This window comes from Alteromonas sp. WD8-37, assembly GCF_055326825.1.
The window spans coordinates 13,548-37,336 of sequence record NZ_JBUZOV010000008.1; the positions used below are offsets into that span (position 1 = coordinate 13,548).

Below are 23,789 nucleotides of genomic sequence, written 5' to 3' on the forward strand. Positions count from 1 at the left end.
ATTACTCAAAACTGTGTTCAGCGGCCGGAAACGCACCCTGGTGCACATCATCGATGTATGTCTGCACAGCCTTGCGCAGATCACCGGTTTCGGCCAGATAATTTTTGGAAAATTTGGGCATGTAGTTGGCACTCACACCCAGCATGTCGTGCATCACCAGAATTTGACCATCGGTGTCTTTGCCGGCACCAATCCCAATCACCGGGATAGATAGCTGCTCGGTGATGTGGCGGGCCAGCGAGGAGGGCACACACTCAAGCACCAGCAACTGAATGCCGGCGGCTTCTAAGGCTTTGGCATCATCGATAAGCTGCTGGGCTTTGTCGGCTTCGCGGCCCTGCACTTTAAAGCCGCCCAGTACATGCACCGACTGTGGGGTCAGCCCCAGATGACCACAGACCGGCACACTGCGCTCTACCAGACCGGCAACGGTGTTAGTCAGCCAGCGGCCGCCTTCCAACTTAACCATGCTGGCACCTGCTGCCATCAGTTTGGCAGCATTGTGATAGGCGTCGGTGGCAGTGGCATAGGACATAAACGGCATATCGGCCAGCACAAAAGCGCGCTGCACGCCGCGGCGTACTGCCCGGGTATGGTAGGCGATATCCTCAATGGTCACATTCAGGGTATCATCCTGACCTTGCAGGACCATGCCCAGCGAATCGCCAATTAACAGCGCATCGATTTGTTGCTCATCAAACAATTTAGCAAAGCTGGCGTCGTACGCGGTTAGTGCGGTAATTTTTTGCCCGGCCTGCTTTTGCTTCAGTAATGACGAAACCGTTACCTTTTTCATTGCGATACCTTTTTCGTGACAAATCGTGTTTCGTGACAAATCGTGGTGCCTGGCACGTTATCACTATGCCAGGCCTGCTATGGCGAACTATACGGATTTTGCGGTTGATTGAAAGCTGCGCAGACGGCGCAACCCGTCCAGCGTGCAGCGTGCCACCCAGGCTGCCAGCGGCTGACCATCGGGCATGATCATAGACGGGGCAATCTCAAATAATGGTACCAGCACAAACTCACGTTCAGCCATCCCATAATGGGGGATTGTCAGCGCTGGGGTGGTCATTTTTTTATTGCCGTACAATAAGATGTCTAAGTCCAGCGTGCGCGGCCCCCAACGCTCACTTTTGCGTTCACGGCCGTGGGCGGTTTCAATATGCTGCAACTGGCTCAGCAACTCCTGCGGCGACAGGGTGGTTTCCAGCAAGGCCACCGCGTTGACAAAGTCCGGCTGATTTTGCGGCCCCATCGGAGTGCTGGCATAGTGTGAAGACACTTTCAGCACCCGCATATCGGCGTGTTCATCAATGGCCTGCAAGGCAGACAGCAATACAGCCTGTGAGTCGCCCTGGTTACTGCCCAGGCCGATATACACATGTTCTTTATGCATCTGTAGCCGGGCCTTTTGATGCTTTTGGTTTGCTGGGCTTGCCGGATTTACGCCGCCGACCTTTAGGCTTGCCGCCTTCTTTTTGGCGCAGTGCGGTCAACATGGCTTTTTGCTGGTTGTTGTCGGCCTGTTGAAATTCGGTCCACCAGTCGGCCAGCTCCAGCACGCGGCCGCCTTCAACCTGGCCTCGCACTAACAAAAAGTCATAGCCGGCGCGAAACTTAGGATGTGACAGCATTTGGAAGGCGCGGCGGCCAAAGCGCCGCGGCAGACGTTGCTGCAACATCCAGATGTCGCGCATCACAGTGGAAAAGCGTTTGGGGATCATGATGCGCTGAACTTGACGCTGAATCACTTCGCCAGTGGCGATATTAAATGCATCATTGGCATTTAAGCCTGACTCAGCCTGTAACTGTTCAGCATGCTCTTCCAGCGGATACCACAGCAGCGCCGCATACAAAAATGCCGGGGTGACTCGCTGTTCGTTGTTGACCCGGTCATCGGTATTGGCCAGCACCTGCAACACAAAATGCATTTCTTTGCTGTTGTCATCAGCCAACAGCGGCGCCAGTTGACCAAATAATGGCTCCAGCAGGCCGTATTCACGCAGTTTTAAAAAGGTGTCTTTACCCTGGCCGGACAAAAATAATTTAAGGGTTTCTTCAAACAACCGGGCCGGCGGGATATTGGTCAGTAATTTGGCCATCTCCGGAATGGGCTTGGCCGCTTCTGGCGCAATGGTCATATCCAGCTTAACGGCAAAACGTATCGCGCGCAGCATGCGTACCGGATCTTCGCGGTAGCGCACTTCGGGGTTGCCAATCAGGGCCACTTCTTTACGCGCTATGGCGGCGCGGCCATTGGCAAAATCGGTGACGGTAAAGTCGGCCACATTGTAGTACATGGCATTGAAGGTAAAGTCGCGGCGCTCCGCATCTTCTTCGATGCTGCCAAACACATTGTCGCGCAACAGCTGGCCGTGCTCGCTGGCTTTACCTAATTTTTGGTTGTCAGTATCGGCATGATGGCCACGGAAGGTGGCCACTTCGATGATGTCGCGGCCAAACACAATGTGCGCCAGGCGAAAACGGCGGCCAATCAGGCGGCAGTTTTTAAACAAGCCTTTGATTTGCTCGGGGGTGGCATTGGTAACCACATCAAAATCTTTAGGGATGATGCCCAGCATCAAATCCCGCACACATCCGCCCACCAGATAGGACTCAAAACCGGCATTGTTTAAACGATACAGCACTTTTAAAGCATTATCGGAGATATCGTTACGAGAGATAGTATGCTCAGCACGGGGGAGCACTACCCCCTGCACACTGGGGCCGGTTTCGTCTGATTTTTTAAATACCCGTTTTACGGAATCAAACATACGCGTAATGATAATAATTTCTCCGATACAAATAAGTCTTAACTATGATAAGGGGATTCGTGCTCAGCCACAATAATTTCCCGGCGCTGCGGCAGCGCGCGAATATCCCAGTGTGCTACTGCCCAGGCCAGTATTTTATCACAGCTGGTGCGCTGAAGGGCAGTTGGTACTCTCAGGTTTAAAAATGCCAGTGCTGCCACCAGGTTGGTGCTGGCCCGATGCACATCCAGCCGGGTGGCTTTATTTTGTTTACTCAGCTTAAAACCCGGCGCGGTGGCAGCCACCGGCACATGGGCATAACTGGGTGCCGGTGCCCCCAGCAATTGGTATAAACTGAGCTGAGCCACGGTGGTGTCCACCAGATCGCTACCGCGCACGATGTGGCTCACCTGCTGAGCAATATCATCCACCACTACCGCGAGGTTATAGGCGTACAGTCCGTCTTTACGCCGGATAATAAAATCTTCCACCGGATGCTCAGCACTGGCGTTGATGAGGCCTAACAGGCGATCGTCAAAATGTGTCACCGGCGTGTCGATGTGCAGACGGATAGCCGCATCATCCAGCGGGCGCTGCTGGCCGCGGCAGGTGCCCGGATAGTGGCCACCTTGCTGGCGGATCATTTTTCGTGTGCAGGTGCAATAATAAATGCGACCGGCAGCTTGCAGCTGCTCAATCACCTGTTGGTACGCGGTATCGCGGGCAGACTGATACCACACCGGGCCATCCCAGTGCAGGCCGTGGGCCACCAGCGCGTCTAAAATCCACTGATCGGCGTGTGGCACGCAGCGTGGGCTATCCACATCTTCCATGCGCACCAGCCAACGGCCATGCTGAGCACGGGCGTCACAATAGCTGGCGACAGCAGCAATTAAGGAACCAAAATGAAGCGGGCCGGACGGCGACGGCGCAAAACGGCCGGTATAAGCAGAGTGTGGAGTAACAGCGTTGGGGTCAGACATGAGGGCACAGAAAGGGTGCAGCGGATACCCCTGGTATCCGCCGGCTACAGGCAACCGTCAGCGGTTAGCCTTGCATTTGCTTTTCTTTGATCTCTGCCATGGTTTTACAATCAACACACAAATCCGCAGTCGGGCGGGCTTCTAACCGGCGAATGCCAATTTCTATGCCGCACTGATCACAAAAACCAAAATCGTCATCTTCGATGCGCATCAGGGTTTTTTCAATCTTTTTGATCAGCTTACGCTCACGGTCGCGGGTACGCAGTTCCAGGCTGAATTCTTCTTCCTGCGCTGCACGGTCCACCGGATCCGGAAAGTTAGCCGCTTCGTCTTTCATGTGCGTAACCGTTCGATCGACTTCCTGACGCAGCTGGTCGCGCCATGCTTTAAGCAACAAACGAAAATGCTCCATTTGTGGCTCATTCATGTACTCTTCGTCGGGTTTAGGCTGATAAGGCTGTAAACCGGCTAATGCTAAAAGTCCTAACGATTTCTGTTCTTTTCCTGTTGGCATGTGCCACATCTCCTACACTACAACACCTACAAAATGTCCTGGATAACCGATTATCTATAGCAAAATAGTCAGCAGTGGGCAAATTTGAGGGGCCAAAGTATGCTTTATTGTGGTGTATCGGCACAGAACAATACACCTCGAATAATACGCCAATTTTAGCGCACGAAAGCCAAAATCAAGGCGCAAATATGGCGTCGTCGCCGAAAAAATCAACCTGTTTTTTACAATATAATCGGGAGTGTCTGATTTATCTCTATTTTTTGTTGATTTATCTGGCAGCCAAACGCCATCATCCGCACCCCGCTGCGATGAGCATCCTTTACGGCCTGCGCATACACAGGATCAATAGCGGCTGCCACGGTGACCTTTTCAATTCCGCTGTGCTGCACGCAAAATGCCAGCGTGGTGGGCACCCCCTGGCGGGCCAAGTGCGCCAGTTCCTGACAATGGCGCGCGCCCCGCGTGGTTACTGCATCGGGAAAATAGCCTGTGCCCTGTTCGGCCAGGGTCACCGATTTGACCTCCATATAGGCGGTGTGCGCTTGATTGCTTAAGGCAAAGTCAAAACGCGAGCTGGCACCGGGCGGGGTGACCTCACGACGAATGCTGTCATAGCCACAAAATGCATCACACACCTTGTTATTTAGCGCTTCCGCTACCAACTTATTGGCATTATGGGTATTAATGCCAATAAAATGGCCGTCCCAGTCCTGGGCCAGTTCCCAGGTATAGGCCAGCTTACGGGCCGGGTTGTCGGATTCGCTTAAGTACACCGTAAAGCCGGGTTCGGCGCAGCCGGTCATAGCCCCGGTGTTGGGGCAGTGAGCGGTAACCTCGCGGCCATCCTCTAAGCGTACATCGGCCAAAAACCGTTTGTAGCGGCGGATAAGCTTTCCGCGCAATAACGACGTAGTGAACAACATAATCATCTGTGCCAGCTAAATAAGGGGTGCAGTGTAACAAGCAACTAAGGAAATGTTATGACAGATTTTCAGGTCTCCTTGTCGGCCGATGCGGCCGCCAGCCAGTGGGGCGATAATGCGCCCTTCAGTATGCATGCTGACGGTGCGGTGATCCACATTGGTGCGGCTGCCGACGCGCTGACCGCCATTGCTACCGCCGCCCGGACCCTGGATTCCCTCAACATTCGTCGTGTGCAGTTAGCCGGTGACTGGAGCTTTGAGCAGCAGTGGGCATTTGCCATGAGCTACACCCGCGCGCGCAATGCCGGCCAGATCAGCTGGGCCGACACTGACGACAAGTCACGTTTGGAACAGCATTATCAGGCCATGCGTTTTACCAGGCAGCTGGTCAACGATACGCCGGAAGATTTATCACCCGAAACCCTGGCTCAGCGCGCAGCCGACTGGATCAAAGAGTTGGGCGGCGACAAAGTCACGGTTGATATGATTGTGGGTGAAGATCTGCAAAAAGCCGGCTGGGTTGGTATTTACAATGTCGGGCGCGGCAGTGTGCGCCCACCGGTCATGCTGGAAGTGGATTATAACCCCACCGGCGATGCCGATGCGCCAGTGGACGCGGTGCTAGTAGGCAAAGGGATTACCTTTGACAGCGGCGGCTATTCGATTAAATCCAGCGAAGGCATGCTGGATATGAAATGTGATATGGGTGGTGCGGCCACCGTGACCGGCGCGCTGGGCTTAGGCATCATGCAGGGCCTGCAAAAGCGGGTGAAACTGCTGTTATGCTGCGCCGAAAATCTGATCAGCGGCCATGCTTACAAGCTGGGTGATGTGCTGACCTACAAAAATGGTGTGTCGGTAGAAATTGTCAATACTGATGCTGAAGGCCGCTTAGTGTTAGCCGATGGTCTGATCCGGGCTGAAGAAACCGGCGCCCCGCTGATTATTGATGCAGCGACCCTGACGGGTGCGGCCATGGTGGCACTGGGTAAAGATTACCATGGGGTGTTTTCCATGGATGACGTCGCCCGCGACAAGATGTTGGACAGTGCGCGCCAGGAAGGCGAAAAATTCTGGCCATTGCCATTGGAGCCTTTTCATCAGTCGCGCTGCCCATCGGCATTTGCTGAAACCGCTAACAGCACCTCGCAAAAAGGCGGTGGTGCCGGTGGCGCGTCCAATGCCGCGGGCTTTTTGTCACGCTTTGTGAATCCGCAGGGTAAAGGCTGGGTGCATCTGGACTTAGCCGCTGCCTATCATGGCGCAGCCACCAGCCAAATGCCGGTTGGTGCCACCGCCAAAGGCATTCGCTCAATTGCCCGCATGCTGGCAGATTTTTAAGCCGGCTACGGCTGGCCCCGTTACTCCATCCTCAGGCGGGCTAGAGTCCGCCTAAACGTTCGGCCAGTTGCTGGTAAGCCTCTACCTGCAGCTGGTCAAATAAAGGTTGTCCCTCGTCATCCTGACTGCGAGATAGTAACAGACTTTCACGTTGTAACCGTTCCACCCGGCTGGGCTGCACACCCAAAAAATTTGCTACCTCTTGTACACTCATCAACGCCATTGTTTGTCTCCTTTCGATTGTGGATAGTAATAGTTAAGCGTAAATGCGACAATTTGCGACATAAACAGCGTTTTTTGCGTATGTGTGGCAAAAAGACGTATTAAATTTTAGATCTTAAGGAGTGCTGCTGATGGATACCTGGTCGGCTGCGGTCATGCTGTTTTTGATTATGGATCCGCTGGGCAACCTGCCGGTATTTATGTCGGTGCTCAAATCCATCGAGCCGAAACGGCGCCGCTTTATTCTGATCCGCGAGCTGTTACTGGCCCTGGCCATCTTGTTTGTGTTTTTGTTCAGCGGCCAGGCCGTACTGGACTTTTTAAATGTGCAGCAAGAAACCGTCAGCATTGCCGGTGGTATCATTTTGTTTTTGATTGCCTTGCGCATGATTTTTCCGCAGTCTGGCAACCCATTGGGTCTGGCGGTGGGCGAAGAACCCTTTTTGGTGCCGCTGGCGATTCCGATGATTGCCGGCCCGTCAACGCTGGCAGCCCTGATCCTGCTGGCCAATCAAAACCCGGATCGCATGGTCGACTGGTCACTGGCCCTGGGTGTGGCCTGGGTCATCAGTGCGGTGATCCTGATGTTTTCCAGTACCTTTCACCGCTTACTGGGCGAGCGCGGGCTGACCGCGATGGAACGCCTGATGGGCATGATTCTGGTGATGATTTCGATTCAGATGTTGCTGGATGGAATTCGTCAGTACTTTACCCACTCATCCACAGGAATGTTTTAAATGGCGTCGCAAAAACTCAATACCTTTGCCCGGGTCCGGGCGCTGGAAGGCTGGCAGGCGGTGGCCTTTAGCGCTGCTCTGTTAGAGCGGATGCTGCCTAACTATCAGCTGTTTTGTCAGGCCACCGGCTATGCCGATGAAGGTGTCTGCCGCAAATGTCTGGATTTGGTGTGGGAATGGCTGTGCAGCCCCAAAAGTAAAATTAACTTTGGTCTACAGCTGGAAAAAGTCGAAGCTGTGACCCCCGACACCCAGGATTATGATTTTTATGGCGTATATCCTGCCATCGATGCAGCCATTGCGTTATCGGCGGTATTACAGCTGTTGCTTAAACAGGATGAGCAGGGCGCGGTGGTGGTAAGTAAATTATCACAAGGCTCGGTGGAGGCCTTTTTGCTGTTGACCGAGGAAGCTACCGATGACACGGTTAAAGCGCATCCGCTGATGGCCTTTGAAGTGGAAGTGCAGCAAGAGTTACTGGATGCCACCGAAGCTGCCCGCGCCAATGCTGCCAGTGCCGACCAGCTCAAAGCCATCGCGCTGGAAGCCGGCATCTCGAACATTGGCTTGGAGCTTTAGTCGCCCACCTCAATGAGCATGTAACTTAGCCCGCTGGTGGTTTTTTGTTTGAGGATCTGCCAACTGGCTGGGAATTTCAGAGCCGGTGCATCCGGCTCTTGTTCCACATACACCAGGCTGCCCGATTGCACCCGCTGATGCTCGAGCAGGGCATTGATTGCCGGGTTAACCAGGTTATGGCCAAAGGGCGGGTCGACAAAGACCAGGTCAAACTGCTCATTGAGCCGGGCTACTGCACTCAAGGCATCGGCGCAGAGGACTGTTGCCGGAGCCTGTAACAGGTTAAGGTTGGCGCTAAGCTGGCGCGCTGCCTGTTTATCCTGCTCGATGAACACACAAGAACTGGCATAGCGGGATAAGGCTTCGATGCCTAACCCGCCACTGCCGGCAAACATGTCCAGACAGCGTGCCCCGTTGACCGTTTGCATCAGCCAGTTAAACAATGTTTCTTTGTTGCGGTCGGTGGTAGGGCGCAGGCCGATAGCATCGGTCACTGGCAGTTTTCGGCCACGCCACTGGCCGGCAATGATTCTGATCTGGCCGCGCCCTGAGGCGCTGGGGCGGGGTGATTTACGCGCTCGCTTCATACAGGCTGACAATGTTATCATAACGGCTATTACAGGCTGGCAAGTGTAGCCGAATTTGTACTGAATTAATAAGGGTTTGTCCGCACAATGTCGAAACTATTTGGCTGGTTCCGCAAAAACAAAAAATCTGAAAAAACACCCGCCCCAGAGGCAGAACAACAAGCAAAGAACGCTGATATCGCTGAGCAAGAGCCTCAGCAACCGGCCCCCGAGCAGGTTGATGCCCCGGCTGAAACTGCCCAGAGCGCTCAGGAAGACCAGTTGGATAACGCCCATGCTGATGTGGCGCAGACGCTGGAAGAACAAGAGCAGCAAGAACAAGCAAACACTGCCAAAGCCGCCCGCCAGGAGCCTGTGTCGGTAGACCCTACCCCGGTGGAAGAGGTGCCTGAGCCCGCGGCCGAAGAACCCACCCCAGCCTCACCGGCGGTGGAGCAAGAGCATTTAGCGCCAAAAGAGCCTTCAGCGGATGAGGAGCCTTCAGCGCAACAAGAGCCTGTTGCTGAAAAGTCAGCGCCTGTTGTTGAACCAGAACAAACGCCTCTTTCTGAAGAGCCAGCGCAGGATGCTCCGCCAGCCGGCGAGGCGGTTACCGCCAATGAAGCTGACACCGCAGCCCCGCCTGCCATTGAGCTTGAAGCAGAGCCTGACATCACCCCAGAGCCTGAACCAGCCCCAGAAGCTCAGCCAGAAACGGCGCCGGAGACTAAAAAACGGTCGTTGTTTGCCCGGCTTAAAGACAGCCTGTCACGCACCCGGGCGAACCTGGGCAGTGGGTTTGTCAGCCTGTTCAAGGGCAAAACCATCGATGATGACTTGTACGAAGAGCTGGAAACTCAGCTGCTGGTGGCTGATGTGGGCATGAACACCACCCAGACCATCATCGATAATCTGACCGACAAAGCCAAGCGCTCGCAATTAAAAGATGCTGAGGCGCTGCTGGATATTCTGAAAGAACAGATGCGCGGCATGTTGCATGAAGTGCAGGCACCGCTGGCTGAAAGAATGCAACAGCATGATGCCAGCCAGGGACCATTTGTCATCCTGATGGTCGGTGTCAATGGGGTGGGGAAAACCACCACCATCGGCAAGCTGGCCAAACAATTTCAACAAGATGGCAAAAAAGTCATGCTGGCGGCCGGCGATACCTTCCGTGCGGCGGCGGTCGAACAGCTGCAGGTGTGGGGTGAGCGCAATTCTATTCCGGTAATTGCTCAGCCCACCGGCTCTGACAGTGCCTCGGTGTTATACGATGCCCTGGAAGCCGCCAAATCGCGCAAGATGGATGTGCTGATTGCCGATACCGCCGGTCGCTTGCAGAACAAAAACAATCTGATGGAAGAGCTGAAAAAAGTGGTGCGGGTGATGAAGAAAATCAATCCGGATGCGCCTCATGAGGTGATGCTGACCTTAGATGCCGGAACCGGCCAGAATGCGGTCAGCCAGGCCAAATTGTTTAATGAAGCGGTGGGCCTGACCGGCATTACCCTGACTAAGCTGGATGGTACGGCCAAAGGCGGGGTCATCTTCTCCATTGCTGATCAGTTTGGTATCCCTATCCGCTATATCGGCGTGGGCGAGGGCATTGATGATTTGCGCAGCTTCAACGGTGATGAATTTATCGATGCGCTGTTCAGCGAAGCAGAAGGACGGCGCTAAGCAGCACCAGGCCAGAGGATGCAGGCATGATCAAATTTGAACAGGTGAGTAAGACCTATCCGGGCGGGCAACGCGCGCTCAGTAAGGTGAATTTTCATATTGCGCCCGGTGAGATGGCATTTTTAACCGGCCACTCCGGCGCCGGTAAAAGTACCCTGCTCAAACTTATCAGTATTATGGAGCGGCCCACGGTGGGCCGGGTGTTGATCAACGGCCATGATTTAAATGTGATCAAGCGCCGTCAGATTGCCTATATCCGCCGTGATATCGGCATGATTTTCCAAAGCCATCAACTGCTGATGGATAAAACGGTATTTGATAATGTGGCCCTGCCGTTGATTATCGAAGGCTATACCCACAAAGAAACCCGCCGCCGGGTGCATGCGGCACTGGATATGGTGGGCCTGACCAGCAAAGCCCGCGATCTACCCATTATGCTCTCTGGCGGAGAACAACAGCGGGTGGGCATTGCCCGGGCGGTAGTCAACAAGCCACCGCTGCTGTTAGCGGATGAGCCTACCGGTAACCTGGACCCTAAATTGTCGATGGAAATTGTGCGCCTGTTTGAAGATTTTAATCAGGCTGGCGTATCGGTGCTCATCGCCACCCACGATTTGGGCCTGATCGCACGCATGAAATACCGCACTCTGACCTTAAAAGATGGTCGCATGATCACCGATGGCCTGAACGATGAACACGGAGCCCAGCCAGCATGAGTTTGTTATTTAAAGGCCGCGCCCAGGGCGCCAGCGACAGCCGGGTAAGCATGATGCAAATGCTGATCATGGTGTGTGTGTCGCACCTGCGTCAGGGCTTAGCGTCGCTGGGTGAATTATGGCGTCAGCCGGTGGCCTCGGTGATGACCATCGCGGTACTGGGCTTAAGTATTACCTTACCCAGCACCCTGTACATCCTGGTTAAAAATACCGAAAAAATCAGCGCCGGCTGGCAGCAGGCTTCTGAGATTTCGTTGTTTTTGGAGCAGCGCACCAACGCCGCCAGCGCGCAGCAATTGCTGACCCGGCTGAAAACCTGGCCTGAGATTGAGGCGGTGACCTATATTCCGGCCGATGAGGCCTTAAAAGAATTTCAGCAATTATCTGGCTTAGGCGATGCTATGGCCTATTTAGAAGCCAACCCGCTACCGGATGTGGTACTGGTGGCCCCCACCAGCAAGCATGCTTCACCCGCGGCCGCGCAGCGGCTGTTGGATAAACTAACCCAGCAGCGCGAGGTCGAGCTGGGCAAGCTGGACATCGAATGGCTGGAACGCCTGTACGGGCTGTTAGATATTGCGCGCGAGCTGGTGACCTTGATTGGCGGCTTGTTGTTTATCTCGGTGGTGCTGATCATTGGCAACACCATCCGGCTGAATATTTTAAGCAAGCGCGATGAGATATTGGTGATGAAACTGGTGGGGGCCACGGATGCCTTTATCCACCGGCCCTTTTTATACACCGGCTTTTGGTACGGCTTGCTCGGCGGCCTGATTGCCTGGTTTGCGGTGATTCTCATCTTGTGGTGGATGGACAGCAGTATCCAGGCATTTGCCAGTCTGTATCAAAAAGAATTCAATATTACCGGGCTCACCGGCACCGCCTTACTGGTAATGCTGGGATTGTCTGTGACGCTGGGGCTGTTGGGCTCACTCATCTCAGTGCAACGTCATGTGCGCGAGATTGAGCCCAAATAACAGTTAGCTGGCCCGCGGGCGCGGGTAATGCTGGGAAATGGTGGTACGCACACTGTTACCCCACACAATGGCCTGGTTGTACAGGCTGTGCAGCAGCTTTTGGTCGGTATCCAGGGCTTTAGACTGTTTGACCACATTGAGCCACAAAGCACTTTCAAAGGCCCGTACCAGGCTGATGTAATGATTGTATTCGGTGGTTTTGCCCAGCAGCGCATCATTGACCTCGTCGGTCAGTGGCAACTGGCGCACAATGCTGAGCATATCCTGGTCCAGCAGGGCATCCAATAACGAGAACAGGCCTACCAAAAAGCCGATGGGCGGGTTGGTTTTTTGCCCCCGATGTTGCGCCAGTAAATCAAAAAAGCGCGCCCGTACCAGCGACATATGGATAAGCTCCAATGGCTTGTTGTCGCCTAAGTGGGTTAACGCCAAAAGCGCGATAAATTTTTTAATTTCCACCTCGCCCATGTAGGTCAGAGCATGTTTAAGCGAATCAATGCGAAAGCGCTTATTGATGGTGGGGTTATTGATAAATTTGAGCAACAGATAGCTAAGCGCGGCATCCCGCTCAATGATCTGATTGATGCGGTTTAAATCAAATTTTTCATTGCTGCTTTCGCCCAATAGCTCCACCAGGCTGAGCCGTGAGGCCGGCAACTGGCGGGCAATCCGAATTTCCGGCGAGGCAAAAAAATAGCCCTGGAATAAATCAAACCCCAGGTCGCGGCATTGATCAAACATCACCGGCGTGTTCACATTTTCAGCAATCAACTGCACCCGCGCCTGGCTAAACTGGCTCATGCGTTGGCGGGCATGCGCTAACTGAACCCTACCAATATCCACTTTTACGATGTCGATAAGCGGCAACACTTTATGTTCGCCGCTTAGCATCATGGGATCATCCAGTGCCAGCTTAAAGCCCAGTTGCTTGATATGCTGGCAGGCTTCAATCAGACCATCCTGGCCATACGGGTTTTCAGCCAGTTCAACCACCACCTGATTTGGGTCCAGGTTGGTCGGAAAGCGGGACATCAGGGTGTCACTGGAAAAGCTGATAAAGGATTTTTTTTCGGCGCTGATATCGTCCAAGCCGAGCGGGTTGAATTGCTCAGCGATGCTGCGGGCTTTGTCAGACAACAAATCCGGATAGGTGCCACCCTTGCCGTCTCTGAATAACAACTCATAGGCAAAGACATCTTTTTGTCGGTCCAATATGGGTTGGCGAGCGATAAACGCAAACATCATGGCTTCCTACTGTGGCGCTGCAACAGCAACTGCCCTATTTTCAACATGGGTACGGCGCTGCCTATGCTTAGGGCAGTGGCACCTGATTAACCCAATTGACAGCTTCGGTATAACAGCGGTGCAGATCAGGTTGTTTTAATTCATATTTAGTGGCGAACTGCTTCACGCCCGCCCACTGTGCGGTTTCAAAAAAGCGTACCGCCTGCATGCAGTGATACAACCAGCCGGGACTTTGGCACAAGGCATCACGCACTTCCTCGTCCAGGGGAATTTTTTCCACCAGCTCGTCCATAGGCTGTTTGATGATAGCATCGAGCAGCGACAATAAGCCCACCAAAAAGGCGGCACTGGTGTCACTGCGGCCGGCTTGTTGGGTAACCAGCTCACAAAACTTTGCTCGGATCAGCGATAGGGTCAGCAGTTCATCCGGCCCGTCCTCACGCATATTAGATAACGCCAGCAGCGCGATAAATTTTTTCAGCTCAAATTCACCCATGTAATTTAGCGCATGGCGTAATGATGAGATCTTATTGCGTTTGTTGACCAGAGGATTATTGATATAGCGAAACAGCTGAAAGGTCAGCGCCGGGTCACGCGCAATGATGTCATTGACCTTTTGCATATCAAGGGCCGGCGCACTGGCTTGGCCCAGCAGCTCCGCCATAGTCAGCTGATTGGCGGTAAATTGTTTATGTTTTACCAGTTCCGGTTTGGCCAGAAAATAGCCTTGAAAATAGTCAAAGCCCAGTTCCAGATACTGATTATATTCGTCGTAGGTTTCGACCTTTTCAGCCAGCAGATTAATGCCCCGCGCTTTCAAATCGGGCACTAACTGCGCAATTTTTTCATACGAGGTCAGGCTGATATCAAATTTGATGATGCTGGTGAACTCTAAAAACGGCTCCCATTTGGAATCCAGGTCGTAATCGTCTAAGGCGATTTTATAGCCCATTTTTTTTAATTGGCGACATGCTTCAATCAGCTCTACATTGACCTCTACGGTTTCAAGCACTTCAATTACCGTTTTGGCCGGGTCCAGCGAGACCGGAAAATGGTGCAGCAGGGTATCCTGGTGAAAATTGATAAATGCCTGGTAAGGGCCGGTAACCTGTTCAAGTCCAAGACTTAAATGGGTGGAAGACAACACCCGGGAAGTAGCTTTTTCGGGCGAAATGTCGGGAAAGCCATTGGCTTTGCCATCGCGAAAGAGTAGTTCGTAGGCGTACAGCTGTTGCTTGGCATCAAAAATTGGCTGACGTGCTACATAAGCAAACATGTAAAACTCCTTCTTCCTGTCAGCGGTATTAAGGCATGGCGGCGTATACAAAAAGCGGTCAACGACTTACTTGATACCATCCCTGCGTTTGGCATAATCCTTGCTGCTTTTTTTAGTGGTAAGCGCAGTGAAGCGGGCAGGAAGAATCGGCCAGAGCGGTGAATAGCTATTGCACTACGCACCACGATGCAAAATTACCGCAATGGCTTATTAAGATCTACACTGCAATTGGCGATTTGTCATGCAAAGAATGCTCAAAATGTGTGTTTAACGGAATTTTATTGCTTGAATATTGTCAATCAATCGTTATAACTTTACATTGCGCAAAATGCAGGTGCGTCATTCGCAATGCAATGCTTATTTTGGTACAATGGTGTGCTTAAATAACTGAGGTGATTATGAGCAACACAATGCAATCAATGGCCCTATCGGTTCCTCAAAATGGTAGCATCGAAGGCTACATCCAGGCGGTAAGCTCAATCAAAATGCTTAGCGCTGATGAGGAGCGTTCACTGGCCTTGAAACTTCGCGAAGAGGGAGACCTGGAGTCAGCACGTAAGCTGGTGATGTCCCACCTGCGCTTTGTGGTGCATATTGCTAAATCTTACTCTGGCTATGGGTTACCCCAGGCGGACCTGATTCAGGAAGGTAATATTGGCCTGATGAAAGCGGTAAAACGCTTTGACCCGGCTGTGGGTGTGCGTCTGGTGTCATTTGCTGTGCACTGGATTAAAGCCGAAATTCATGAGTTTGTGCTGAAAAATTGGCGCATCGTCAAAGTGGCGACCACCAAGGCCCAGCGCAAATTGTTCTTCAATCTGCGTAAAGCCAAAAAGCGTCTGGGCTGGTTTACCCACGCTGAAGTGAAAAAAGTGGCCGATGAGCTGGGCGTGAGCACTAAAGAAGTGCTGCAGATGGAAGCGCGCATGAGCAGTCAGGACCAGGCGTTTGATTTAGGCGCTGATGATGATGAAAACAGCAACTTTGCCCCGGTGCAGTTCTTAGAAGATAAGAGCACCGATGTGGAAACTGATGTTATTAACCAGGATTGGGATGCCAATGCCAGCAAGCGCTTGTATTCGGCTATCAAGACCTTGGATGAACGTAGCCAGGATATCATCGAAACCCGCTGGCTAGCAGATAACAAGATCACTTTGCAGGATCTGGCCGATAAATATGAAGTCTCTGCCGAGCGCGTTCGCCAGATTGAAAAAAATGCGATGAAAAAATTGCAGGCTGCCATGGTGGCTTAAGCAGACAGTAATCGCTGTCAGAATAAAAAAGCGCCTTTAAGGCGCTTTTTTTGTGTCTGCTGTCCGGCGGAAAATCAGTCGCTGGCGGATTTGGCGGGCAATACCCAATATACGCCTTTGAATTCAGCCACTGGCATTTGATCATCTAAAATATCCACTTGCAGTGTAAAGCGCGTTTTTTTACCTTTTTCCAGCAAGCCATATTTGCCACTGAGCGATTCAATGTTGCACAGTGCGCGAGGCTTCATGGTTATGGGCTTATGATAATGAATATTGCCATCACCCAGCACAATATCGCCGCTCAGCTGGCGCTCTTTGAGCTGCAAAAACAGTAAACCCCAGCCGGTCAGGGTAGCCAGCGAAAAAATGCTACCGGCAAACATAGTGCCATGGATATTGATGTTTTTATTCAGCGATGCCCGGGTTTCCAAGGTATTGCCTGAATAACGGTGCAGCTTGATCCCCATGTGCTCGGTAATGGGGATGGTATCGGTCCAGGTATCCTGCAATTCCTTGCACCACTTAGGGTGCAAAATCAAACTTTGCGGGTCGGATAATTTTTTCACCATTTGCTGGCGCTTTAACATGCCCAGCTCATTAGGGGCTTCACGCTCAATCACAAAGCCACACGAGGAAAAAAACGCAATGGAGGTTTCTCGGCTGTTGGTGACTGCCCGGGTGGCGCCCAGGTCCCGGGCCACATTTTCCAGTGCCCCCAGCATCATCTGGCCTAAGCCACGGCGCTGGTAGTCAGCATGCACCGCAATGTGGCGGATCTGCGCTTCTTCGGCAGTGTTTAGATGGACCCGGCCGCAGGCCACGATCTCGTTTTTACCGTTGACCAGCACGCGATGTTCGGCCACCGACTCGTACTCGTCTTTTTCTGAGCCGGGCGGAAAATTCCATGGCTGACGCAGATAGGTCCAGCGAAAGTTAAAATACTGCGCTAACTGCTCTTCGGTTTTCGGTGTCACAACTTTGAACACAATAACCCCGTTATCCACATAACATGAACCCTTACTGATAGTGCCACCAGCATCTGCCTTATTACCTGATTAGTCAAAGGTAAACTGAAAGGTCACCGGACCATCATTAACCAGTGATACCTGCATGTCTGGGCCAAATTCGCCAGTGGCCAGCGGTACATCGGTAGCAGCCAATGCGGCCACCGCTTGCTGATAAATCGCTTCGCCGTGGGCCGGGCTGGCACCACGGGAAAATCCCGGGCGATTGCCTTTTTGGGTATCGGCCACCAGCGTAAACTGTGACACCAACAGGATCTGCCCGCCAGCTTGCTGCACATTCAGGTTCATCTTGCCCTGTTCGTCGTTAAACATGCGAAAGTGGGTCAGCTTTTTCACCAGTTTGTCCACCTGCGCCTGGCCATCACCTTTTTCTACCCCCAGTAACACCAGCATGCCATGCTCAATGGCGCCGGTGGAACGCCCGGCCACCGTCACTTCGGCGCGGCTGACGCGTTGAATCAATGCGATCATAAAACTCCTTGCAACTGACGGGAAAGATCACGGCTGGCCCGGCACAGTTTCAGGCCGATGCCAGGCTCACTGGTACTGTGGCCGGCTTCCCCGACAATGTGTAAATCACTGCCTTTCCAGGCTTTGTGCAATTGCCATGCGGCCTGCGTTTTACAGATTACATCATAGCGGCCGTGGACGATAGCACCGGGCAGGTGCGCAATTTTATGCAGATGCTGGAGGATAAAATCTTCTTCGATAAAACAGTGGTTGAGCAGATAGTGACATTCAAGTTTGGCAAGACAGGTGACCAGAGAGAGCGGGTAGTGGGTGGTAAAATCGCCGGTGCCGGGGGGCAGGCATAACCGCGATAAGCGCTCTTCCCAGACATACCAGCGCTTGAGCGCGGAGAGCCGGGTCGCCTCATGGCGATGATTAAATTGCTGTTGGTACCAGCGACAAATGTTGTCGACCGTGTGGGGCTTGGGAATATCCTTGGTGAACAATTCGTAGTGCTCAGGATACAGCTGCGCACCGCCGCCGTCCGGACCGAGGTACCAGTTGCGATCTTCCTCGCGGCCTAAAAATACCCCGCGCAGAATAAGCCCAAGCACATGGTCTGGCGCATCGATGGCCGACAGCAGCGCCAGGGTGGCGCCCCAGGAGCCGCCAAACAATACCCAGCGATCTATACGCAGATGACGACGTAGTTGCTGAATATCGGCCAGGGTATTGGCGGTAGTATTGTTGTGCAACGAGCCAAAGGGTTTGGAACGCCCGCAGCCGCGCTGTTCAAAGGCAATGACATGATAGCGGTTAGCATCAAAAAAACGCTTATAGTTGGGCGAGAGTCCTGCGCCGGGCCCGCCATGTAAGTACAGCAGCGGGATCCCATCTGGGTTACCACTTTGCTCATAATACAGCTCGCAGCCATCCTGGGTGGTCACAAACCCACTGGCGTAACATCCGATGTCAGGATAAAGTCGTTTCATTTTGTTGCAGTGCGTTGTTTCAACATCGCTTTTGAATTAGCTTTACAGTAAACCATACGCGTATGGTAGTTAAAAGCATTATCATGCGAATAGGCTAATGAGCATAATTATTCATTTAAAATTAATAACTTGAGGAAATCACTATGGCAGGGCAAGGCTCTGGCGGCAATGTAATCGCCGCATTGTGTAACTTTTTTATCCCCGGGTTAGGCCAATTATTGCAGGGCCGAGTACTAAAGGCACTGATGTTTTTTATCATTACCGGCGTGTGCTATGCGTTGGCCGCCACGGTGATTTTGATTTTTGTCTGGCCCATTGGCGCACTGTTTCATTTATGGGCCATCATTGATGCAGCGGTCTACAAAGGGCCGGAAGCGAGGTATTAAAATGCTAAAACAACTGTTTGTAGCGGGCGCGCTGGTGTTGGGTGTGACCGGCTGTCAGTCGGCTTATTATTCAGCCTGGGAAAAGCTGGGTGTGGAAAAACGTGACATCATGGTAGACCGCGTTGAAAATGCCAAGGAATCCCAGCAGGATGCCCAGGAGCAGTTTAGCTCGGCGCTGGAAGAGTTCAGTGCCCTGGTGAATTTTGAAGGCGGCGAGCTCGAAGAAGTCTATGACGCCCTCAATGATGAATATCAGGACAGCCAGGCCGCTGCGCAGGAAGTGACCGATCGCATCAACAAAGTGCAAAGTGTGGCCGAAGCCCTGTTTGAAGAATGGGATGATGAGCTCAACGAGTACGAAAATGCCAAGCTGCGCCGGGAAAGCGAGGCCAAATTGCGCCAGACGCAGCGCCGTTATGACGACATGTTGGCTGCCATGCGCCGCGCCGAAAGCAAGATGGATCCGGTCTTACAACGTCTGCAGGACAATGTGCTGTATTTAAAGCATAACCTGAACGCCAGTGCCATCGGCTCGTTGCAAGGCGAACTGACCACCATCAAAGGGGATGTGAGTTTGCTGATTGAAGAGATGAATAAAGCCATCGCTGAATCGGATGCCTTTATCGCCACCATGCGCTAAACCCTCCTGTAACAGAGCGCACTGAACAAGGCCACCGGCAGTCCCGATGGCCTTTTTTGTGTCTATTCAACAGGCAGCTTGCGCGGCTCCTTTGTTGCCTTGGTGTCTTCAAAAGTATCGGTGAGGCTACAGGTAAATTCGGCACCCAACAAAATGACCACCCAGGACACATACACCCACAAAAACAAAATAGGCAGCACCGCCAGCGCCCCATAAATCACTTGGTAAGAGGCAAAGTCGGTAACATAATAGGCAAAGCCTTTTTTAGTCAGCTCAAAACACAAGGTCGCCACCAGCGCCCCGGGGATGGCATAGCGGGCTTTGACCCGGCGGTTGGGCACTAGCATGTACAAGATGATAAAGGTCAGCAAGGTGGCGATGCTGGGTACCATCTCCAGCAGTAAGGTACCCAGCCCGGGGGTATAGGCTTCGGCAAAATGCGCAAAGCCGGTTAGATAGGAACTGACCACCACACTGGTCCCAATCAGCATGGGCCCTAAGGTGATCACCATCCAATAAATAGCAAAGGTGTACACAATAGGGCGTTCGCTGGGGGTTTGCCAGATACGGTTGAGGGTCTTATCCACATTGGAAATCAACAGCAGGGCTACGACTAGCAGGGATAAGATCCCCACCGCCCCCATCTCTGAGGCATTGTTGACAAAATCCGACATGTGCTTGTACACCACATCACTGGCGGTGGGCACAAAATTAGAAAATACAAATTGCTCAATCTTGCTGCGCACGGTTTTAAATGCCGGAAACGCGCTCATCACGGTGAAGGTGACCATGATAAACGGCACCAGCGACAGCAGGGTGACATAAGCCAGATGGCCAGCCGAGATGGTGATGTTGTCGCGTTTACAGCGGGCAATAAAGACCAGCACAAAGCGGCGCATATGGGGCAGACAGGTCTGCCACAGGGCCGTTGGGTTTGCCAGTTTCAACAGCAACTCCTTGAAAGTTCTTCCATACCCGCCCAGTGTAGCGCGAGTTGCCCGGCTTCAACAGTGCAATTATTGGCCGTCGCGGGTTTAGCCGGCCCGCGCGCCTAGCATATGGCAGATGGCATAGCTGAGTTCGCTGCGATTAAGAGTATAAAAATGAAAATGCTTCACCCCTTCTTTGGCCAGCACTTTGACCTGTTCCATGGCGATATTGGCGCCTAACAGATTGCGAGTGGTTTGATCATCCTCGGCCACACCGTCAAACATCTTATGCAGCCAGCCCGGCACATGCACATTAGTAAAGCCGGCAAATTTCACTAAGGTCTGATAATTGGTCACCGGCAGGATCCCCGGCACAATGTCCAGATCGATGCCTGCGGCTGCAGCGCGGTCGCGAAAACGCAAAAACACACTGGTATCAAAGAAAAACTGAGTGATGGCTTCACTGGCACCGGCTTCGGCTTTGCGTTTCAGGTTAAGCAAATCAAACTGGGCATTGGGCGCCTCAGGGTGTTTTTCCGGATAGGCCGCTACCGACACATCAAAATCCGCCACCTCTTTAAGCAATGACACCAAATCTGAGGCATACATATCGGTTTTTTCGGTGCCGGGCGGCAGGTCGCCACGCAGCGCTACAATCCGCCGGATCCCGGTTTGCCAGTAATCGCGGGCAATCTGCTGCAACTCGGCTTTACTGGCATCCACACAGGTCAGATGCGGTACCGCCGGCACGCCGGTTTGCTGATGAATACGTTTGACCACATCGTGGGTGCGGTCGCGCTCGCCACTGTTGGCCCCGTAGGTGACCGACATGTATGCAGGTTTAAGCGGGGCCAGCCGCTCCACCGAGCGCCACAGGGTTTGTTCCATCTTTTCCGATTTGGGCGGAAAAAACTCAAAGGATACCTGGATATCCTGCAGCTCGGATAAGGATTGGTTCAGGGCATCAATCCCCTGGGCAAAAGACACCATCAGCAAATTCTCTTTATGGCCGTTTAGACGTCTAAATTAGATAATATGTGTCTAGACGTCAAGCGGTTTACACTGCTCAATTGACCTTTTCTCCACAATGGTTAGAATTTCCGCTCATAATAAAGAACCGCGAATTTGAGAGCTTGTAATGGCAAAATGGAACGGCAACTATATTCATCCCTACGCTGAGCACGGCAAAAAAAGCGAGCAGGTTAAAAAAGTCACTGTCTCGATCCCCATCACTGTATTAAAAGAACTGACCGACGAACGCACCCGGCGCCAGATTAACAATCTACGTCATGCCACCAATTCAGAATTATTGTGCGAGGCATTTTTGCACGCCTTTACCGGCCAGCCGCTGCCAAACGATGATGATTTACGTAAAGACAATCCGAATCGGGTGCCTGCCGAAGCGCGCCGGCTGATGGAAGAAATGGGCATCGATCCCAGTTTTGAAAACGAAGCCTGAGCAACCGGATGGCGCCGGCTGCGCAGATAAACTAGCCGCCCGAGTGTCTAAGGCGGCTAGGGCGGCTAAAGCAGCTAGGGCGTATAATGTGATGGCAGCGAGTCCAGCCGGGCCACGCCAGAGGCAATCGCAGCCTTGGCCACCGCAGTGGCGATACGACTACACAAGCGGGGATCCATCGGTTTGGGGATAATATAATTGCGGCCAAATTCCAGCTTGCTGGAATTACTGGCTTTCAACACTTCATCGGGCACCGGCTCACGGGATATCTGACGAATTGCTTCTACCGCAGCCACTTTCATCTCATCATTGATGGCACTGGCCCGCACATCCAGCGCGCCGCGAAAAATAAACGGAAAGCACAGCACATTATTGACCTGATTTGGATAGTCCGAGCGTCCGGTGGCCATGATCAGGTCGCTGCGCACATCGTGGGCCAGCTCTGGCTTGATTTCCGGATCCGGGTTGGAGCAGGCAAACACAATCGGATTATCAGCCATCAACGCCAAGGTTTCCGGCGGCAGCAAATCCGGCCCCGACACCCCGACAAAAATATCCGCACCATCCATCACATCTTCTAAGGTGCGCTTATCGGTATTGTTGGCAAACAGCTTTTTGTGCTCGGTCAGATCTTCCCGGCGGGTATGAATGACCCCTTTGCGATCCAGCATATAGATGCGCTCACGCTGCGCCCCGCAGGTGATAAGCAACTCCATACAGGCTACCGCGGCAGCGCCGGCGCCCATACACACAATGGTGATATCTTCAATTTGCTTATTTTGAATTTCCAGCGCATTAAGCATACCGGCCGCGGTAACAATCGCGGTGCCGTGCTGATCATCATGAAACACCGGAATTTTGCAGCGCTTGATCAGCTCTTGCTCTATCTCAAAACATTCTGGCGCTTTGATATCTTCAAGGTTGATGCCGCCAAAGGAGTCGGCAATGTTGGCTACGGTGTTAATAAACTCTTCGGTGGTACGATGTTTAACCTCAATATCAATCGCATCCAGCCCGGCAAATCGTTTAAACAACAATGCTTTACCTTCCATTACTGGCTTGGATGCCAGCGGGCCTAAATTGCCCAGGCCCAGGATAGCGGTGCCATTACTGATCACCGCCACCGTGTTGCCTTTGGCTGTGTACAGATAGGCATCATCCGGGTTATTGGCGATCTCCCGGACTGGTTCAGCCACACCGGGGCTGTAGGCCAGGGACAGATCGTCCACCGTTTCGGCCGGTTTGGACAGCTCCATCCGGATTTTTCCCGGCGTGGGCTTGGCATGATAATCAAGCGCGCGTTGTCTGAAATCTGACATTTATACTATGTCCTTTATGTGTAGGGTTAGGGCACAGCAAACCGCACTATGCGGTTTGTGAAAGACAGGTCTTTGCCTGTTTAATATACAAATCCATGCTAAGTCAAGACGGGCAGCCCATCTGTCAGCCAGATTTTGTTCATCGCCACTGTAGCACAGCCCTGTGGCTAACACATATCAGATGACGTGGTCGTGCAGCGTGCAGCACAGGTAATAGAAATATAAAAGTCCGTCCGGGCCACAGCCAGTGTTGTGCGACTATGTTGTGTATTCATTACAGTGATAATATAAGCAGAGGGTGCTATCAGTGATAAGCGTGCAGGAGAGTCAGGCTGTGGAGAGCTGGCCAACCGCCAGGCACAAAAAAAGCGCCGGGAAGGCGCTTTTTGCAGATTGGCTGATACCAGGCTTACTTTTTGCCCAGTGCACCAAAACGCTTCTTGAAGCGGTCAACACGGCCACCGGTGTCAACGTTACGCTGCTTACCAGTGTAAAAAGGGTGGCAGTTTGAGCACACATCAAGATTCAGATCTTTGCCTACAGTTGAACGAACTTTGATTTCGTTACCGCACGAGCATGATGCTGTGATTTCTTCGTATTTTGGATGGATATCGTTTTTCATGGGAAACCTCAAAAAAAGGCCGTATCGCTATCCAGCCCGCAGCTGAACACCATACGTTATACAAATAATGGCAACACCACCAAAGCGGCCTTGCCGTAAAGAGGCGCGCATATTAATGTATGGCGCGCGCTGAATCAAGTAGGTGTGTTAAAAATAACCAGGCCCGGGGCCATGCTGCATCGGGCGTTTGACCTGTATT

27 protein-coding genes are annotated in these 23,789 nt (G+C 52.6%); 10 read left to right on the forward strand and 17 right to left on the reverse strand.

Annotation, left to right across the window (positions count from 1 at the left end; translation table 11 throughout):
- Window position 1 precedes the first annotated feature (1 nt).
- From panB to sfsA, 6 genes are all read right to left on the reverse strand, one after another.
- Window positions 2-796 (reverse strand): 3-methyl-2-oxobutanoate hydroxymethyltransferase, encoded by a 795-nt coding sequence (gene panB, locus ACTUJZ_RS14305; RefSeq protein WP_463637018.1) that lies wholly within the window; start codon window positions 794-796, stop codon window positions 2-4.
- A gap of 87 nt (window positions 797-883) precedes the next feature.
- Window positions 884-1,399: a 2-amino-4-hydroxy-6-hydroxymethyldihydropteridine diphosphokinase gene (gene folK / locus ACTUJZ_RS14310; RefSeq protein WP_463637019.1), complete on the reverse strand. Its 516-nt coding sequence runs from the start codon at window positions 1,397-1,399 to the stop codon at window positions 884-886.
- Window positions 1,392-2,777, reverse strand: coding sequence for a polynucleotide adenylyltransferase PcnB (gene pcnB / locus ACTUJZ_RS14315; RefSeq protein WP_463637020.1), 1,386 nt, complete (start codon window positions 2,775-2,777; stop codon window positions 1,392-1,394). Before pcnB ends, folK begins: the two co-directional genes overlap by 8 nt.
- 38 nt (window positions 2,778-2,815) lie before the next feature.
- Window positions 2,816-3,739: a tRNA glutamyl-Q(34) synthetase GluQRS gene (gluQRS, locus tag ACTUJZ_RS14320; protein WP_463637021.1), complete on the reverse strand. Its 924-nt coding sequence runs from the start codon at window positions 3,737-3,739 to the stop codon at window positions 2,816-2,818.
- Window positions 3,740-3,803: 64 nt separating this feature from the next.
- On the reverse strand, window positions 3,804-4,253 hold the full coding sequence (gene dksA / locus ACTUJZ_RS14325; RefSeq protein WP_463637022.1) for an RNA polymerase-binding protein DksA: 450 nt from the start codon (window positions 4,251-4,253) through the stop codon (window positions 3,804-3,806).
- A 221-nt stretch (window positions 4,254-4,474) separates the two neighbouring features.
- Window positions 4,475-5,176: a DNA/RNA nuclease SfsA gene (sfsA, locus tag ACTUJZ_RS14330; protein ID WP_463637112.1), complete on the reverse strand. Its 702-nt coding sequence runs from the start codon at window positions 5,174-5,176 to the stop codon at window positions 4,475-4,477.
- Between the two features lie 57 nt (window positions 5,177-5,233).
- Here sfsA and pepB point away from each other — a divergent pair, with 57 nt between their 5' ends.
- Entirely contained in the window at window positions 5,234-6,517 is a 1,284-nt protein-coding gene (pepB, locus tag ACTUJZ_RS14335; protein ID WP_463637023.1) for an aminopeptidase PepB, read from the forward strand.
- Window positions 6,518-6,557: 40 nt separating this feature from the next.
- Here pepB and ACTUJZ_RS14340 read toward each other — a convergent pair whose 3' ends face one another.
- On the reverse strand, window positions 6,558-6,740 hold the full coding sequence (locus ACTUJZ_RS14340; RefSeq protein ID WP_463637024.1) for a helix-turn-helix domain-containing protein: 183 nt from the start codon (window positions 6,738-6,740) through the stop codon (window positions 6,558-6,560).
- A 130-nt stretch (window positions 6,741-6,870) separates the two neighbouring features.
- Between ACTUJZ_RS14340 and ACTUJZ_RS14345 the strand changes: the two genes are divergently transcribed.
- Both ACTUJZ_RS14345 and ACTUJZ_RS14350 read left to right on the forward strand, forming a co-directional pair.
- Window positions 6,871-7,476 (forward strand): YhgN family NAAT transporter, encoded by a 606-nt coding sequence (locus ACTUJZ_RS14345; RefSeq protein ID WP_463637025.1) that lies wholly within the window; start codon window positions 6,871-6,873, stop codon window positions 7,474-7,476.
- A complete protein-coding gene (locus tag ACTUJZ_RS14350) occupies window positions 7,477-8,055 on the forward strand; it encodes a YjaG family protein (RefSeq protein ID WP_463637026.1) in 579 nt (192 codons plus the stop codon).
- Here the strand turns inward: ACTUJZ_RS14350 and rsmD are convergent.
- Window positions 8,052-8,663, reverse strand: coding sequence for a 16S rRNA (guanine(966)-N(2))-methyltransferase RsmD (gene rsmD, locus ACTUJZ_RS14355; RefSeq protein WP_463637027.1), 612 nt, complete (start codon window positions 8,661-8,663; stop codon window positions 8,052-8,054). The two genes, ACTUJZ_RS14350 and rsmD, sit on opposite strands and share 4 nt — an antisense overlap.
- Window positions 8,664-8,729: 66 nt before the next feature.
- On the opposite strand from rsmD, the gene ftsY reads away from it, so the two are divergent.
- The 3 genes from ftsY to ftsX are packed head-to-tail and all read left to right on the forward strand — an operon-like array spanning window position 8,730 to window position 11,994.
- Complete coding sequence (gene ftsY, locus ACTUJZ_RS14360; RefSeq protein ID WP_463637028.1) at window positions 8,730-10,301, forward strand: signal recognition particle-docking protein FtsY; 1,572 nt, start codon at window positions 8,730-8,732, stop codon at window positions 10,299-10,301.
- 26 nt (window positions 10,302-10,327) lie between these two features.
- Window positions 10,328-11,017 (forward strand): cell division ATP-binding protein FtsE, encoded by a 690-nt coding sequence (ftsE, locus tag ACTUJZ_RS14365; RefSeq protein WP_463637029.1) that lies wholly within the window; start codon window positions 10,328-10,330, stop codon window positions 11,015-11,017.
- Window positions 11,014-11,994 (forward strand): permease-like cell division protein FtsX, encoded by a 981-nt coding sequence (ftsX, locus tag ACTUJZ_RS14370; RefSeq protein ID WP_463637030.1) that lies wholly within the window; start codon window positions 11,014-11,016, stop codon window positions 11,992-11,994. The genes ftsE and ftsX overlap by 4 nt, the downstream gene beginning before the upstream one ends.
- A 3-nt stretch (window positions 11,995-11,997) precedes the next feature.
- Here the strand turns inward: ftsX and ACTUJZ_RS14375 are convergent, their stop codons facing one another.
- On the reverse strand, window positions 11,998-13,236 hold the full coding sequence (locus ACTUJZ_RS14375; RefSeq protein WP_463637113.1) for an EAL and HDOD domain-containing protein: 1,239 nt from the start codon (window positions 13,234-13,236) through the stop codon (window positions 11,998-12,000).
- 70 nt (window positions 13,237-13,306) lie between these two features.
- Complete coding sequence (locus ACTUJZ_RS14380) at window positions 13,307-14,515, reverse strand: EAL and HDOD domain-containing protein (RefSeq protein ID WP_463637031.1); 1,209 nt, start codon at window positions 14,513-14,515, stop codon at window positions 13,307-13,309.
- Between the two features lie 398 nt (window positions 14,516-14,913).
- Between ACTUJZ_RS14380 and rpoH the strand changes: the two genes are divergently transcribed.
- Window positions 14,914-15,768: an RNA polymerase sigma factor RpoH gene (gene rpoH / locus ACTUJZ_RS14385; RefSeq protein ID WP_463637032.1), complete on the forward strand. Its 855-nt coding sequence runs from the start codon at window positions 14,914-14,916 to the stop codon at window positions 15,766-15,768.
- Window positions 15,769-15,842: 74 nt separating this feature from the next.
- On the opposite strand, the gene ACTUJZ_RS14390 is transcribed toward rpoH, so the two are convergent.
- The 3 genes from ACTUJZ_RS14390 to pip form a co-directional block, all read right to left on the reverse strand.
- Window positions 15,843-16,754 (reverse strand): bifunctional GNAT family N-acetyltransferase/hotdog fold thioesterase, encoded by a 912-nt coding sequence (locus tag ACTUJZ_RS14390; RefSeq protein ID WP_463637033.1) that lies wholly within the window; start codon window positions 16,752-16,754, stop codon window positions 15,843-15,845.
- 69 nt (window positions 16,755-16,823) lie between these two features.
- Window positions 16,824-17,264 (reverse strand): D-aminoacyl-tRNA deacylase, encoded by a 441-nt coding sequence (gene dtd / locus ACTUJZ_RS14395; RefSeq protein WP_463637034.1) that lies wholly within the window; start codon window positions 17,262-17,264, stop codon window positions 16,824-16,826.
- Window positions 17,261-18,235, reverse strand: a complete 975-nt coding sequence (gene pip, locus ACTUJZ_RS14400) for a prolyl aminopeptidase (protein WP_463637035.1) — start codon at window positions 18,233-18,235, stop codon at window positions 17,261-17,263. Before pip ends, dtd begins: the two co-directional genes overlap by 4 nt.
- Before the next feature lie 143 nt (window positions 18,236-18,378).
- Here pip and ACTUJZ_RS14405 point away from each other — a divergent pair, with 143 nt between their 5' ends.
- Window positions 18,379-18,621, forward strand: coding sequence for a hypothetical protein (locus ACTUJZ_RS14405; RefSeq protein WP_463637036.1), 243 nt, complete (start codon window positions 18,379-18,381; stop codon window positions 18,619-18,621).
- Between the two features lies 1 nt (window position 18,622).
- Window positions 18,623-19,261, forward strand: a complete 639-nt coding sequence (locus ACTUJZ_RS14410; RefSeq protein ID WP_463637037.1) for a DUF2959 domain-containing protein — start codon at window positions 18,623-18,625, stop codon at window positions 19,259-19,261.
- Between the two features lie 62 nt (window positions 19,262-19,323).
- Here the strand turns inward: ACTUJZ_RS14410 and ACTUJZ_RS14415 are convergent, their stop codons facing one another.
- Both ACTUJZ_RS14415 and metF read right to left on the reverse strand, forming a co-directional pair.
- Window positions 19,324-20,169: a virulence factor BrkB family protein gene (locus ACTUJZ_RS14415; RefSeq protein ID WP_463637114.1), complete on the reverse strand. Its 846-nt coding sequence runs from the start codon at window positions 20,167-20,169 to the stop codon at window positions 19,324-19,326.
- 126 nt (window positions 20,170-20,295) lie between these two features.
- Window positions 20,296-21,180: a methylenetetrahydrofolate reductase gene (gene metF / locus ACTUJZ_RS14420; RefSeq protein WP_463637038.1), complete on the reverse strand. Its 885-nt coding sequence runs from the start codon at window positions 21,178-21,180 to the stop codon at window positions 20,296-20,298.
- Between the two features lie 148 nt (window positions 21,181-21,328).
- Here metF and metJ point away from each other — a divergent pair, with 148 nt between their 5' ends.
- Window positions 21,329-21,649: a met regulon transcriptional regulator MetJ gene (gene metJ, locus ACTUJZ_RS14425; RefSeq protein WP_463637039.1), complete on the forward strand. Its 321-nt coding sequence runs from the start codon at window positions 21,329-21,331 to the stop codon at window positions 21,647-21,649.
- Between the two features lie 74 nt (window positions 21,650-21,723).
- Here metJ and ACTUJZ_RS14430 read toward each other — a convergent pair whose 3' ends face one another.
- The gene (locus ACTUJZ_RS14430) at window positions 21,724-22,968 is read right to left on the reverse strand and encodes a malic enzyme-like NAD(P)-binding protein (protein WP_463637040.1); all 1,245 of its coding nucleotides are present in this window, start codon (window positions 22,966-22,968) and stop codon (window positions 21,724-21,726) included.
- A gap of 409 nt (window positions 22,969-23,377) precedes the next feature.
- Complete coding sequence (gene rpmE / locus ACTUJZ_RS14435) at window positions 23,378-23,590, reverse strand: 50S ribosomal protein L31 (RefSeq protein ID WP_463637041.1); 213 nt, start codon at window positions 23,588-23,590, stop codon at window positions 23,378-23,380.
- Window positions 23,591-23,789: the final 199 nt, after the last annotated feature.

Bases quoted from the DNA above. Each gene is read 5' to 3' on its own strand.
- metF (WP_463637038.1), bottom strand. From the start codon at position 21,180: ATGGTGTCTTTTGCCCAGGGGATTGATGCCCTGAACCAATCCTTATCC.
- panB (WP_463637018.1), bottom strand. From the start codon at position 796: ATGAAAAAGGTAACGGTTTCGTCATTACTGAAGCAAAAGCAGGCCGGG.
- ACTUJZ_RS14345 (WP_463637025.1), top strand. From the start codon at position 6,871: ATGGATACCTGGTCGGCTGCGGTCATGCTGTTTTTGATTATGGATCCG.
- ACTUJZ_RS14410 (WP_463637037.1), top strand. From the start codon at position 18,623: ATGCTAAAACAACTGTTTGTAGCGGGCGCGCTGGTGTTGGGTGTGACC.
- ACTUJZ_RS14405 (WP_463637036.1), top strand. From the start codon at position 18,379: ATGGCAGGGCAAGGCTCTGGCGGCAATGTAATCGCCGCATTGTGTAAC.
- pepB (WP_463637023.1), top strand. From the start codon at position 5,234: ATGACAGATTTTCAGGTCTCCTTGTCGGCCGATGCGGCCGCCAGCCAG.
- ACTUJZ_RS14350 (WP_463637026.1), top strand. From the start codon at position 7,477: ATGGCGTCGCAAAAACTCAATACCTTTGCCCGGGTCCGGGCGCTGGAA.
- ACTUJZ_RS14340 (WP_463637024.1), bottom strand. From the start codon at position 6,740: ATGGCGTTGATGAGTGTACAAGAGGTAGCAAATTTTTTGGGTGTGCAG.
- ftsX (WP_463637030.1), top strand. From the start codon at position 11,014: ATGAGTTTGTTATTTAAAGGCCGCGCCCAGGGCGCCAGCGACAGCCGG.
- ftsY (WP_463637028.1), top strand. From the start codon at position 8,730: ATGTCGAAACTATTTGGCTGGTTCCGCAAAAACAAAAAATCTGAAAAA.
- rpmE (WP_463637041.1), bottom strand. From the start codon at position 23,590: ATGAAAAACGATATCCATCCAAAATACGAAGAAATCACAGCATCATGC.
- metJ (WP_463637039.1), top strand. From the start codon at position 21,329: ATGGCAAAATGGAACGGCAACTATATTCATCCCTACGCTGAGCACGGC.
- ACTUJZ_RS14375 (WP_463637113.1), bottom strand. From the start codon at position 13,236: ATGTTTGCGTTTATCGCTCGCCAACCCATATTGGACCGACAAAAAGAT.
- gluQRS (WP_463637021.1), bottom strand. From the start codon at position 3,739: ATGTCTGACCCCAACGCTGTTACTCCACACTCTGCTTATACCGGCCGT.
- rpoH (WP_463637032.1), top strand. From the start codon at position 14,914: ATGAGCAACACAATGCAATCAATGGCCCTATCGGTTCCTCAAAATGGT.
- folK (WP_463637019.1), bottom strand. From the start codon at position 1,399: ATGCATAAAGAACATGTGTATATCGGCCTGGGCAGTAACCAGGGCGAC.
- rsmD (WP_463637027.1), bottom strand. From the start codon at position 8,663: ATGATAACATTGTCAGCCTGTATGAAGCGAGCGCGTAAATCACCCCGC.
- dksA (WP_463637022.1), bottom strand. From the start codon at position 4,253: ATGCCAACAGGAAAAGAACAGAAATCGTTAGGACTTTTAGCATTAGCC.
- ACTUJZ_RS14430 (WP_463637040.1), bottom strand. From the start codon at position 22,968: ATGTCAGATTTCAGACAACGCGCGCTTGATTATCATGCCAAGCCCACG.
- dtd (WP_463637034.1), bottom strand. From the start codon at position 17,264: ATGATCGCATTGATTCAACGCGTCAGCCGCGCCGAAGTGACGGTGGCC.
- sfsA (WP_463637112.1), bottom strand. From the start codon at position 5,176: ATGTTGTTCACTACGTCGTTATTGCGCGGAAAGCTTATCCGCCGCTAC.
- ftsE (WP_463637029.1), top strand. From the start codon at position 10,328: ATGATCAAATTTGAACAGGTGAGTAAGACCTATCCGGGCGGGCAACGC.
- pcnB (WP_463637020.1), bottom strand. From the start codon at position 2,777: ATGTTTGATTCCGTAAAACGGGTATTTAAAAAATCAGACGAAACCGGC.
- ACTUJZ_RS14380 (WP_463637031.1), bottom strand. From the start codon at position 14,515: ATGTTTGCTTATGTAGCACGTCAGCCAATTTTTGATGCCAAGCAACAG.
- pip (WP_463637035.1), bottom strand. From the start codon at position 18,235: ATGAAACGACTTTATCCTGACATCGGATGTTACGCCAGTGGGTTTGTG.